Consider the following 11,865-nt stretch of genomic DNA (forward strand, 5'->3'; position numbering starts at 1 on the left):
TTCATGGATATCCGCAAGATAAACGACAGCATCAGCGTTTCGCCCCAGATCAGGCTTGACGACGCCCATGAGCTGGCGCGGCTTGGCTTCAAGTCCATCATATCGAACCGGCCCGATCGGGAGGAGGATGGTCAGCCAACCGCCGACATGATGGGCATGGCCGCCAAAGGTGCCGGCCTGGAATTCCGGCACGCCCCGGTCGTCGCGTCCGATATCGGTGATCGAGACATTGCGCTCTTCGGCGAAGCGCTGAAGCACCTGCCCAAGCCCGTCCTCGCCTTCTGTCGATCCGGCACCAGAGCTGCGACGCTCTGGGCGCTTTCACAGGCACCTCTCCTTGGCGAAGACGCCGTCCTTTCCGCCACGAAATCCGCCGGCTACGACTTGTCTCAGCTTCGGCCCCGTTTGTCTCTGGCGCCCGTTGCCGAGAATATGGGAGCGAGAGACACGACGCCCTCGACAGCCTGTGACGTTCTGATCGTCGGAGCCGGTGCTGCCGGCATCGCGACGGCCGCCAGCCTACTGAAGCGTCGTCAATGCCTTAACATCGTCCTCGTCGATCCCTCCGAGCGTCATGCCTACCAGCCCGGCTGGACCATGGTCGGAGGCGGGATCTTCAAGCCCGAGGATACGGTCAGGCCGATGCGCGATCTCATCCCCGAGGGAGTCAAATGGGAAAAGGCTTCGGTTGCGGAATTCGAACCGGATCATGATCGCGTGGTTGTGTCCGGCGGTCGTCGCATCAGCTATCGTATGCTGGTGGTTGCTCCCGGGATCAGGCTGAACTGGTCGGCGATCGAAGGCCTCGAGGACTCGCTCGGCCGAAATGGCGTGACCTCCAACTACCGCTACGATACCGCCCCCTATACCTGGTCTCTGGTCCAGAACCTTAAGGGCGGTCGAGCCCTTTTCACCCAACCGCCCATGCCGATCAAATGCGCAGGTGCTCCGCAAAAAGCGATGTATCTGTCGGGCGACCACTGGTTTCGACAGGGCCGGATCAAAGATATCTCGATCCAGTTCCACAATGCCGGACCGGTTCTGTTCGGTGTGAAGGACTACGTGCCGGCGCTGATGGAGTATGTGAAAAAGTATCGCGCCACCCTGAATTTCGGATCTAGGCTTCTTGCGGTCGATGGTTCTCGAAAGGAAGCTCGGTTTGCCAATACGGCTGCCGACGGTACTGTCACCGAAGAGACCGTCGGTTTCGACATGATCCATGTCTGCCCGCCTCAGGTCGCTCCCGACGTCGTCCGCAACAGTCCGCTCGCCAACCAGGCCGGCTGGATCGAGGTCGATGAGGCAAGCCTGCAGCACAAGCGCTATCCGAATGTCTTCTCGCTTGGAGATGCGGCAGGCACGTCAAATGCCAAGACTGCGGCCGCCGCCCGCAAGCAGGCGCCAATCGTTGCGGAAAACGTCCTCGCCGTGCTCGATGGCACATCCATGCCCGCCGCCTATGACGGATATGGATCGTGCCCCCTGACGGTCGAGCGCGGCAAGATCGTGCTCGCCGAGTTCGGCTACGGCGGCAGGCTGCTGCCGACCTTTCCGACCTGGATCATCGACGGCACCAGGCCATCGAGCCTTGCCTGGTACCTGAAGGCCGAAGCGCTGCCGCCGATCTACTGGCATGGGATGCTGAAGGGTCGCGAGTGGCTCGTCCGTCCGGACCTCAAGAAAACGGCCGCCTGAGGACCGAGACAATGACCATGATGCTCGATCCGCTACAATACGGTCTCGGCGCGGTCTCCGGGGGGCTTGTCGGCTTCACGCTGGGCCTGTTTGGCGGTGGCGGCTCGATCCTGGCCGTGCCGTTGATGGTCTATCTTGTTGGCGTGCCGAGCGCGCACATGGCGATCGGCACCAGTGCCTTTGCCGTCGCTGCAAACGCGTTCACGAATCTGCTTGGCCATGCTCGTCTCGGCAACGTCAAATGGCGCTGCGCAGGCATCTACAGCATCACCGGGATCGTTGGCGCCTTCATCGGCTCGACCTTCGGCAAGATGGTCGACGGCCAGAAACTGTTGATCCTGTTTGCCCTGCTGATGCTGGTGGTCGGCGTCCTGATGTTCCGCAAGCGCGGTGCGCTCGGCAATCCGGGCGCCCAGTGCTCGCGCGAAAACGTCCACAAGGTCGCCGGCTTTGGCGGGATGACGGGTATTTTCTCCGGCTTCTTCGGCATTGGCGGCGGCTTCCTGATTGTGCCAGGCTTGATTGCTTCGACGAATATGCCGATCCTCTACGCCATCGGCTCCTCGCTTGTTGCAGTCACTGCCTTCGGTTTGACGACCGCGCTGAACTATGCGTTTTCTGGTTATGTCGACTGGCTGCTCGCAGCAATCTTCATCGCCGGCGGTGTCTTCGGAGGTTTCGCCGGATCGTTCCTTGCAAAACTACTGTCGGCGAAAAAGGGGACACTCAACAGCCTTTTTGCCACACTGATTTTCGTCGTGGCAGCCTATATGCTTTACAGAAGTGTCGGCCCGGCGATGCACGCCTGACGCTCAATAGCTGGAGTTTCCATGTTCGAGCATTTCGACGCGGTCGTCCTCGCCCGCATCCAGTTCGCCTTCACGGTCTCGGCGCATATCATCTTTCCTGCCTTCTCGATCGGCACGGCGAGCTACCTGTTCGTACTCGAGGCGCTGTATCTGAAGACCAGACGGGAGGTCTATCTGGAGCTCTTCAATTTCTGGAAAACGATCTTTGCCGTCGCCTTCGGCATGGGTGTCGTCTCCGGCATTGTCATGTCCTACCAGTTTGGCACCAACTGGGCTGTCTTTTCCGACAAGGCAGGCCCGGTCATCGGCCCGCTGATGGGCTACGAGGTGCTGACGGCTTTCTTTCTGGAGGCAGGGTTCCTCGGGGTCATGCTGTTCGGACGAGAGCGGGTTGGCCCCGGCCTGCATTTCTTCGCCACCGGCATGGTCGCCCTTGGCACACTGATTTCGGCGACATGGATTCTTGCCGTGAATTCCTGGATGCAGACGCCGGCCGGCTTCGGCATGAACGACAAGGGGCAGTTCATCCCCGTCGACTGGTGGGCGGTGATCTTCAATCCGTCTTTCCCGTATCGGCTCGTTCACATGGTTCTCGCCGCCTACCTCACCACGGCTTTCGTGGTCGGCGCGGTCGGTGCCTGGCATCTGCTTCGGCGCACCGCACCGCTGCGGGCCCACACGATGTTCTCGATGGCCATGTGGATGGCCGCCATCGTGGCGCCGATCCAGATTCTCGCCGGCGATGCTCACGGTCTTAACACGCTCGAGCATCAGCCCGCCAAGGTCATGGCGATGGAAGGGCATTTCGACAGCCATCCGGATGGCGCGCCCCTCATTCTGTTCGGTCTGCCCAATCAGGCGGAGAAGCGCGTCGACTATGCGATCGAGATTCCGAAGCTATCGAGCCTCATTCTCAAACATGGTCTGAACGAGCCGCTCGCCGGACTCGACACAATCCCTGACGATACGGAGCCGCCGGTTGCGATCGTCTTCTGGTCGTTCCGTATCATGATCGCGATCGGCTTTGCCATGCTCGGCATGGGCATCTGGTCACTGTTCTGTCGCTACCGCGGGACGCTGACGTCAAATGTCTGGTTGCAGCGCGCGGCAGTCGCCATGGGTCCTGCCGGTTTTGTCGCGGTTCTGGCAGGTTGGGTCACAACGGAAGTCGGCCGGCAGCCCTATACGATCTATGGTCACCTGCTGACATCTCAATCGCACTCCCCGATTGCTGCGCCTGCCGTTGCGACGTCACTGATCGCCTTCGTCATCGTCTACTTCTTCGTTTTCGGAGCAGGCACGTTCTATATCCTTCGGCTCATGGCGCGTTTGCCGCGCGATCCCACCCCGGAACTGCAGGAAGGGCCGATCCGAACCCAAGGGATAACACCGGGTCCTGCGCAAGGAGCCTCCCATGCCCATTGATCTCGCCTTCATCTGGGCTGCCATCATTGCTTTCGCCGTTCTCGCCTACGTGGTCATGGACGGTTTCGATCTCGGCGTCGGCATTCTGTTCCCGTTCTTTCCGGCCGAGAGGGATCGCGACGTGATGATGAATTCCGTCGCACCGGTCTGGGATGGAAACGAGACATGGCTGGTGCTCGGCGGCGGCGGCCTGCTCGCTGTCTTTCCGCTTGCCTATGCGACCATCCTTCCAGCCCTTTACATGCCGCTGATCGCGATGCTGCTCGGGCTAATTTTCCGGGGTGTCGCCTTCGAGTATCGCTGGCGCACGAAGCGCTGGAAGCGCGTCTGGGACGTTGCGTTTGCTGGCGGCTCGATCCTCGCCGGTTTCTGTCAGGGGATCGCTCTCGGTTCTCTCGTCCAGGGTATAGCCGTGGTTGATCGCGCCTATGCCGGTGGCTGGTGGGACTGGCTGACGCCGTTCTCCGTTGCGACTGGACTTGCTCTGGTGATCGGCTACAGCCTGCTTGGCTCGACGTGGCTCGTCATGAAGACGGAAGGCACTCTCGCTGTCCGAGCGAAAAGGCTGGCTTTGCCGCTCGCCATTGCAACCGTGGGAGCCATGGGCATCTTCAGCCTCTGGACGCCTTGGCTGCGGCCGCTCTATCTCGACCGGTGGTTCGGTTTCCCGACGATGATCTTTAGTATCATCGTTCCGCTTCTCGTCCTCGGCTGCCTCTATCTGATCATGATGGGGCTGCGATCCGGCAAGGACGTCCAGCCGTTCCTGGCGTCTCTCGGACTGTTCATCCTTGGCTACGCCGGCATCGGAATCAGCTTCTATCCCTATATTGTCCCTCCCTCACTAACGATCTGGGATGCGGCCGCGCCTCCCGAAAGCTTGTCGTTTCTGCTTGTTGGCGCTTTGGTGCTGGTGCCCATCATTCTGGGTTATACTGTATACGCTTACTGGGTGTTCCGCGGGAAAGTCCGACACGGCGAGGGATATCACTGATGACGAGCGGCGTCGTCTGGGGAAAGCGTTTCCTTTGGTTCGTATCCCTCTGGATCGTCGGTGTCGGAGCAACCGGCGTCATAGCGTTCGGTATTCGCCTATGGCTAACGCTGAATTAACATTAAAGCGACTGCACCATGCAATATCAACAAGGATTGACCAGTCTAACATCTGGCGCTGTCCCGCAAAATTTGCAGTGCGCACTTCAACGGAATTTCGATTTTAAGCAGAATTTGAGGCGCCTAATAGGCGCTGTCAGCATAAACATTGTCGGCATTGTCAGGCAGTTGGTACGGCTCCTGGTCGCGCGGAAAGGTTCAATCTGGCAGGCCGGCGGTAAACGTCGGGGCGGCAACCGGTGAGGTGCCGCACACACCAATGACCGACAGCATAGGCCATGCGTGCGGATTATGACGGTGCGAAGTCAATAAACGCGCCGATGGTCTTTACCATGTAATAATCGATAATCTTCCATTATCGATTGTTTTCCGGAAACCCGGATTTCGGCCCTTGCGGAGCCCCGGACAACCTCCCGGCTAGGCGATGACGAGAAAATCGGCCGCCGTGAGAACCGCCTTGTTGTCGAGCGTGGCGAACTGCACGGAGCCGCCCGCGCCATCGCCGTTGCCGTCGAACAGCAGCACGCCGGTCTTGCTGTTGTAGACGATGCGGTCGCTTGCATCGAGCGTTGCACCGGCGACGCCGAGATCCTTGAAGGCAGCGCCGTTGAGGGGGCCGAGCGCCAGGCCGGCGAAGAACGAGCGGTCGAGGCGGATCGTTTCGCTCGGCGCATCGAAATCGGTGATCCGGTCGATGTTGCCACTGCCGGTCGTCGAGGCGAAGGCGAAGGTGTCGGCGCCGCTGCCGCCGGTGAGGATATCGGCGCCTAGGCCGCCGTCGAGGATGTTGGCGACGCCGTTGCCCTTGATGATGTTGGCGAGACCATTGCCGGTAGCCTTGATTTCGGCGCGCCCTGTCAGCGTAAGGTTCTCGATCGCCTGGCCGGCCAGCGAGAAGGCGACGGAACTGTTGACCATGTCCGTGCCCCCGCTGGCGGCCTCGAATACACGGTCGCCGATGTTGTCGACGATATAGGCATCGTTGCCGCCGCGCCCGTGCATCTGGTCGGCTTGGGTGCCGCCGTCGATGCGGTTGGCGCCGCTGTTGCCGGTGATGACGTTGGCGGAACTGTTGCCGGTCGCGTTGATCGCGGCCGACCCGGTCAGGGTCAGGTTCTCGATGGCCTGGCCCGACAGCGAGAAGGACACCGCGCTGTTGACCGTGTCCATGCCTGCATTGTTCGCCTCGAACACGCGGTCGCCGGCGTTGTCGACGATATAGGTGTCGTTGCCGCCTTTCCCGTACATCTGGTCGGCGTTGGTGCCGCCGTCGATGCGGTTGGCGCCGCTATTGCCAGTGATGACGTTAGCGGAACTGTTGCCGACGCCGTCGATTGCGCCCGAGCCGGTCAGCACAAGGCTTTCGATCGCCTGACCCGAAAGCGAAAAGGAAACGGAGGCATTCACCGTGTCCGTACCCTTGTTCTTCAGCTCGACGATCCTGTCGCCAATGGCGTCAACGACATAGATGTCGTTGCCCGCGCCGCCTGCCATCACGTCGGCATGGGCGCCGCCATCGAGCCTGTTGTCGCCCGCATTGCCGGCCAGCGTGTTGGCGAGACCGTTGCCCGTTGCCGACAGGTTCAGCGTTCCCATGAGAATGACGTTCTCGATGTCGCCGGCGAAATGGCCGGTATCCGAGATATCGACAGAAAGGACGCCCGATTTCACCGTGTCGTCGCCGTCCGGAGGAAGGGCGTCGTCGTCGTAGGCGGCAACCTCGCTGACGACATCGTCGGCATCGTCGACGACGTAGGTATCGTTGCCCTGGCCGCCCGCAAGCCGATCAGCACCGGCGCCGCCATCAAGCGTATCGGCGCCGTCATTGCCCCAGAACGTGTTGGAAAATTCGTCTCCCGTCAGGCTGTCGTCCGAAGCGCCACCGAGAATATTCTCGACACTGTAGATTTCCGAAGCGTAGAAGCCTCCCACCATGATGTAGGATTGTGCAGCACCCTGCATCTGCGCGACGACAGAGCCTGCTGCCGTACGGTAATCGACGGTATCGCTGCCATTGCCGCCGAAGATGCTGTCGAAGCCGCCGCCGCTGGCGCTGTCGACGATGAGGTCGTCGCCATCGCCCCCATCGAGGGTGTCCGCTCCGTAGCCGCCGTCGATAATGTCGTTGCCATTGCCGCCGGACAGGATGTCACTGTCAAATCCGCCGACAATATCGTCGATGAAATCGTCGCCCTTGACGATGCTGGCGCCGGATGAATACCGGTCGACGATCGAATGCCGGACGATGTTGACGATCTGCCCGCCGGTGAACCCCGCCGTCGGATCGCTGTAGACCACGGCCATGCGGCCGACGCCGATGGGGGCGATGCTCGGATCGTGCGGGTCGTTGCCGCCGTCCGGTGATCGCAGAATGTCGCGCGCCGCCAGTTCGTTGCCGTTGGCGTCGATCAGTTCGACGAAGGTTTGTATCCCGTCGCGAACGACCGTCACCGCGAAGAGACCATTGTCCAGCTGTGTGATGTCCGGCTCGGTATGGCCCGGTGCGCTGACAGTCTTCACCTGGAGGCGGACGGCATTGTTGCCCTGCGCGTTCACTTTTGCCAGCGTGATGCCGGCGGCATCCGCTCCCCACTGGTTGTCCTCGTAGGCAATGGCAAAGCCACCGTCCTTCGTCGCCGTCACGCTGGCATTGCGATTGACGGTGCCGTCCGTGTCGAGAAGGGTCGCCGCCTTGACCTGACCGCCCGTCGAGGAGCGGACGGCATACCAGATCTCGGTCTGGCTTCCGATGGTCCGGGTCCAGGTGATGGCGACGTTGCCGCCTTCCAGACGCGCCATGGAAACGTCCGTATCCCGTGCGCCCGACGTATCCAGAGCGACGGTCATGCCCGGCGTTCCGTCGTTGCCGAAGAACGAGACGACCACATCGCTGTTCGAACTGGTGATCGCCTGCTGGTAGCCAACGGCGAAGCCGCCGCCCGAAAGCCCGACGACGTCGGCATGCGTCGAATCCGGCGCGCTGAAATCCGTGGCCGGGGTGACGACATCGCCGAACGTGCCGTTGACGATGGTGAAGCCGACCGAATCGGAATCCTGGCCGGCGATGACGATATTGCCGTTGCTCAGCTCGCTGACGGCACTGTTGGTGCTGATGATCGGCCCGAACCGGCTTTGGGCGAGCTCGCCATTGCTGCCGGTGAAAAAGATATCCCCTTCGGTATGCCCGAACTGATCGCCGATACCCACGATGCCGCCATGGGAAAGGCGGGCGATGGACGCCTTTCCACTGACGAAATCGAAGGGAAGCGGCTGCGCCTCATGGCCGTCGTCGAAATCGTAGGTGACCGTCACCGTCATGGGGCCAGCTTTCTTTTTTAGCTCATTCTCGATTTCTAACATAGTTCGGCGGATTGAGAAGCGTGAACCCGACCGGCGCATGACTGCGCTTCAAAACGGCGGGATCTGTCGATGTCGCGTTTCCGGTGGGCTTTCCAGCTGGCGGCGAGCCTGAGATGAAGCAGGTGAACCACGCCGCCCTGCCGATGGAGCCGCAGTCCCCCGATCCGCAAAAAGCAATCCCGGCGAAAATGAATGCCGTCCTCGAGACAGCCGAAAGCCACTGACGTTCGTCCTGGTGCGTAGTGCAGTCCACAAAACACTCCGAAGGGTCTGGTATACGGCAGTGCAACGGGCCTTTTCCGGCGTCTTCGGGATCGGCGGTGGATTTCTGATCGCCTCCACCAGAATGCCGATCATCAATGCACTCGGCTCGTCCCTAGTCGCTGTGACCGCGCTCGGACTGACTGCCGCCGTCAGTTATGCGGTGTCCGGTCTGGTGGACTGGCCTTTGGGGCTACTCTTTGTCGGTGCGGTATTTTGGGCGGCTTCGGAGGATGACGCTGGTCAGGTGGCTTTCGGCGAAAAGAGGCAACCTCAACGCGCTATTTGCTATCCTCATCGTCATCGTCCCGATCTACACGATAGGTCATGGCCGTATTGTCATGAATAGCGGCAGAACTCTTAGGGTAGAACGCATCGGCCTGTTTTTGAAGCCAATTGCCGTCCTCGTCGCGAAGGTTGTCGAGCACCCGATGCACATTTTGTCTTCAGCCGAATGGTGCTTGTGCATGACGCGGCGAATATATCTGGATATCATAATAAAGACGCAGCACGGTATCATTGACCCAACCTGGCTCGAATCCAGCCGAGGGGAGGTTGCCACGACAGCGCCGATGTCGTAGGTAGGCGTCATGTCGCAACGGGTACAGGCGGGGCAGCAAGATGCTGCTCAGCCATTCCGCAAAGAGCCACCAGAGCTTGCCGCGCTATCTCTTTATCCCGATGACTGGGCCCTGTTTCTTGATGTGGATGGGACATTGGTGGATCTGGCCGTAACGCCGGATGCAGTTGTGGTGCCCACTGGACTGGCCAGTGACCTTGTCTCCCTGTCGCAAAGGCTGAATGGCGCATTGGCGCTCGTCACCGGACGATCCATCGCATTCATAGACGGTCTATTGTCGCCCTGCCTGTTTCCGGTGGCAGGCCTCCATGGAAGCGAGCGGCGCGGACCCGACGGCGAGCTTCATACGCTGGCGCATTCGCAGGTCTTCGAGCGGATCAAGAATGAAATCTCCATCCAAGCAGGATTGTGGGAAGGCGTTCTGTTGGAGGACAAGAGGGCGGCGGTCGCCCTGCACTATCGCATGGCCCCCGAAAGGGAGCCGGATGTCGAGCAACTGATGCTGCGATGCGCGGGCGAGGCTGGACCGGACTGGGCCCTGCAGCGCGGCAAGATGGTGATCGAGATCCGGCCCGCGCTTGCCGACAAGGGTAGCGCAGTGGAATCGTTCCTGGCCCGCGAACCCTTCAAGGGACGCCGTCCGATGGCCATCGGCGACGACATCACGGACGAGGCCATGTTCGATATCGTCAATGCACGGGGTGGGCTGTCCGTTCGGGTCGGGCCTCTCACGGACCAGACAGCGGCGCGGGCATCGTTCTGTACGCCGGGCGAAGTCCGTGCTTTTCTCGCACGATCCGGACGCGGAATCGTTCCGAAAAATTGATGGAAAGGACTCTGCATGAGTCGACTGGTTGTTGTGTCCAACCGCGTGTCCCTGCCGGCGAAAGATGGCTCCCCGCCGGCTGGCGGCCTTGCCGTTGCCCTGCAGGCGGCGCTGGAAGAGCGGGGCGGCGCTTGGATGGGCTGGTCGGGAAACACAAGTGCCCTGGCCGAATCCGCGGCGCTGACGCTCCAGCAGCGCGACAACATCACCTACGCCCTTACCGATCTGACGGAAACGGATGTCGAGGAATATTATCACGGCTTCGCCAATCGCGTCCTCTGGCCGCTCTGTCATTACCGCATGGATTTGGCGGAATACGGTCGAAAGGAGATGGCAGGATATTTCCGCGTCAACCGCTTCTTCGCGCAACGACTGGCGCCGCTGATCCAGCCTGATGACGTGCTCTGGATCCATGACTATCATCTGATCCCGCTGGCCGCCGAACTGAGGCAGATGGGCATTCAGAACCGGATCGGATTTTTCTTGCACATTCCCTGGCCACCCGCCGATCTCGTCGTCATGATGCCGGCTCACCAGGACATTGTGCGCAGCCTCTCCCATTATGATCTCGTCGGTTTCCAGACTGATTACGATTTGCAGAATTTTGTTGGTTACCTGCGGCGCGAGGAGATTGGCGACGACATCGGCGATGGGCGGTTCCGCTCGCATGGTCGCGTGTTCAGGGCCGGTGCGTATCCGATCAGCATCGAAACGGCAACGTTTGCCGACTTTGCGAAGAAAGCCGCGTCCAATGCCATGGTGCGCAAGGCTCGCCAGAGCGTCGAAGGTCGCGACCTTATCATCGGCGTAGACCGTCTTGATTATTCGAAGGGGATCATACAGCGGCTCGACGCCTTCGAGCGGTTCATCACTACTAATCCCGCCTATCAGAACAAGGTGACATTTCTCCAGGTCACGCCAAAATCACGCTCGGAAGTGCCCGAATACGAGCAGATGCAGAAGATGGTGGCCGAGCAGGCAGGGCGGATCAACGGCGCCATCGGCACAGTCGATTGGGTGCCGATCCGTTACATCAACCGCTCGATCAGCCGCAGCGTCCTTGCCGGACTCTATCGGCTGGCGGCGGTCGGCTTCGTAACCCCGTTGCGTGATGGCATGAATCTTGTGGCCAAGGAATACGTGGCGGCGCAAGACCCCGAACGGCCAGGCGTTCTCGTCCTGTCGCGTTTTGCCGGAAGTGCGCGGGAGTTGAAGGGCGCGGTCCTCGTCAATCCCTACGATTCCGAGGGGACAGCCAACGCCGTGGCGAAAGCGCTCTCCATGTCGGTACAGGAGAGACGGGAACGCTGGCGATCGATGATGGATTATCTGCTCGACAACGACGTCATGCAGTGGTGCGACACCTTCCTACAGGATTTGACGATGGGGCAATAGGGCGCGCAGTCAAGTGCGGCGCCACTGGAGGACATTTGGGGCATCAGCTATCAAGATCCGCCCGAGGCGCGCGCCCCGGAAAACTCAGTGCGTTGGCGGGATTGGCGTAGAATCTCGAACCGATCAGGCGGACCCTTTTTCCGGACACGTCCATAATGTAGCGCCCCGCCTGCTCGGGAGTTGTCTGGCGCATGCTCAACCCGACGGACAACGCACTCATATCGTTATCATCCGCAAGGCAAGCGCTCGGCGCGCCCACGCCTGCTGTCATGAGCATAGCAAGAATGCATAATTTTCCCATGTTATATCCCCTTCTGTCTGCCAAAAGACAGAACGACGGCCAAAGTTCCATCGCGCCTGCATCTCGAGACTTGTGATCGGCACCATGACAGGCAATAGAC

The 11,865-nt window shown here is 60.6% G+C and carries 9 protein-coding genes; 8 read left to right on the plus strand and 1 reads right to left on the minus strand.

Going from position 1 to position 11,865, the window contains the following annotated elements; genetic code table 11:
* Positions 1 to 3 precede the first annotated feature (3 nt).
* Genes ACEVQ6_RS20470 through cydB form a run of 4 tightly spaced genes read left to right on the plus strand, consistent with a single transcriptional unit; the run spans position 4 to position 4,923 of the window.
* Complete coding sequence (locus ACEVQ6_RS20470; RefSeq protein WP_374890902.1) at positions 4 to 1,695, plus strand: TIGR01244 family sulfur transferase; 1,692 nt, start codon at positions 4 to 6, stop codon at positions 1,693 to 1,695.
* Positions 1,696 to 1,712: 17 nt separating this feature from the next.
* Positions 1,713 to 2,504 carry a sulfite exporter TauE/SafE family protein gene (locus ACEVQ6_RS20475; protein ID WP_374890945.1) on the plus strand — a complete coding sequence of 264 codons (792 nt, stop codon included), beginning with the start codon at positions 1,713 to 1,715 and terminating at the stop codon, positions 2,502 to 2,504.
* Between the two features lie 21 nt (positions 2,505 to 2,525).
* Positions 2,526 to 3,929, plus strand: a complete 1,404-nt coding sequence (locus ACEVQ6_RS20480) for a cytochrome ubiquinol oxidase subunit I (protein ID WP_374890903.1) — start codon at positions 2,526 to 2,528, stop codon at positions 3,927 to 3,929.
* Entirely contained in the window at positions 3,919 to 4,923 is a 1,005-nt protein-coding gene (cydB, locus tag ACEVQ6_RS20485) for a cytochrome d ubiquinol oxidase subunit II (protein ID WP_374890904.1), read from the plus strand. The genes ACEVQ6_RS20480 and cydB overlap by 11 nt, the downstream gene beginning before the upstream one ends.
* 536 nt (positions 4,924 to 5,459) lie before the next feature.
* On the opposite strand, the gene ACEVQ6_RS20490 is transcribed toward cydB, so the two are convergent.
* The gene (locus tag ACEVQ6_RS20490) at positions 5,460 to 8,360 is read right to left on the minus strand and encodes a beta strand repeat-containing protein (protein ID WP_374890905.1); all 2,901 of its coding nucleotides are present in this window, start codon (positions 8,358 to 8,360) and stop codon (positions 5,460 to 5,462) included.
* Positions 8,361 to 8,748: 388 nt separating this feature from the next.
* Between ACEVQ6_RS20490 and ACEVQ6_RS20495 the strand changes: the two genes are divergently transcribed.
* From ACEVQ6_RS20495 to otsA, 4 genes are read left to right on the plus strand one after another with little or no spacing between them, the layout of a single operon-like run.
* Complete coding sequence (locus ACEVQ6_RS20495; protein ID WP_374890946.1) at positions 8,749 to 9,012, plus strand: hypothetical protein; 264 nt, start codon at positions 8,749 to 8,751, stop codon at positions 9,010 to 9,012.
* Positions 8,897 to 9,244: a hypothetical protein gene (locus tag ACEVQ6_RS20500; protein WP_374890951.1), complete on the plus strand. Its 348-nt coding sequence runs from the start codon at positions 8,897 to 8,899 to the stop codon at positions 9,242 to 9,244. Before ACEVQ6_RS20495 ends, ACEVQ6_RS20500 begins: the two co-directional genes overlap by 116 nt.
* 9 nt (positions 9,245 to 9,253) lie before the next feature.
* Positions 9,254 to 10,069 carry a trehalose-phosphatase gene (gene otsB, locus ACEVQ6_RS20505; RefSeq protein ID WP_374890906.1) on the plus strand — a complete coding sequence of 272 codons (816 nt, stop codon included), beginning with the start codon at positions 9,254 to 9,256 and terminating at the stop codon, positions 10,067 to 10,069.
* A 15-nt stretch (positions 10,070 to 10,084) separates the two neighbouring features.
* Entirely contained in the window at positions 10,085 to 11,464 is a 1,380-nt protein-coding gene (otsA, locus tag ACEVQ6_RS20510; RefSeq protein ID WP_374890907.1) for an alpha,alpha-trehalose-phosphate synthase (UDP-forming), read from the plus strand.
* Positions 11,465 to 11,865: the final 401 nt, after the last annotated feature.

The sequence above is a fragment of the Ensifer soli genome, assembly GCF_041928815.1.
In the GTDB taxonomy this organism is placed as follows: domain Bacteria; phylum Pseudomonadota; class Alphaproteobacteria; order Rhizobiales; family Rhizobiaceae; genus JBHFEI01.

Coding starts and splice junctions, on each gene's coding strand:
- ACEVQ6_RS20470 (WP_374890902.1), top strand. CDS start 4: ATGGATATCCGCAAGATAAACGACAGCATCAGCGTTTCGCCCCAGATC.
- ACEVQ6_RS20475 (WP_374890945.1), top strand. CDS start 1,713: ATGATGCTCGATCCGCTACAATACGGTCTCGGCGCGGTCTCCGGGGGG.
- ACEVQ6_RS20480 (WP_374890903.1), top strand. CDS start 2,526: ATGTTCGAGCATTTCGACGCGGTCGTCCTCGCCCGCATCCAGTTCGCC.
- cydB (WP_374890904.1), top strand. CDS start 3,919: ATGCCCATTGATCTCGCCTTCATCTGGGCTGCCATCATTGCTTTCGCC.
- ACEVQ6_RS20490 (WP_374890905.1), bottom strand. CDS start 8,360: ATGACGGTGACGGTCACCTACGATTTCGACGACGGCCATGAGGCGCAG.
- ACEVQ6_RS20495 (WP_374890946.1), top strand. CDS start 8,749: ATGCCGATCATCAATGCACTCGGCTCGTCCCTAGTCGCTGTGACCGCG.
- ACEVQ6_RS20500 (WP_374890951.1), top strand. CDS start 8,897: ATGACGCTGGTCAGGTGGCTTTCGGCGAAAAGAGGCAACCTCAACGCG.
- otsB (WP_374890906.1), top strand. CDS start 9,254: ATGTCGCAACGGGTACAGGCGGGGCAGCAAGATGCTGCTCAGCCATTC.
- otsA (WP_374890907.1), top strand. CDS start 10,085: ATGAGTCGACTGGTTGTTGTGTCCAACCGCGTGTCCCTGCCGGCGAAA.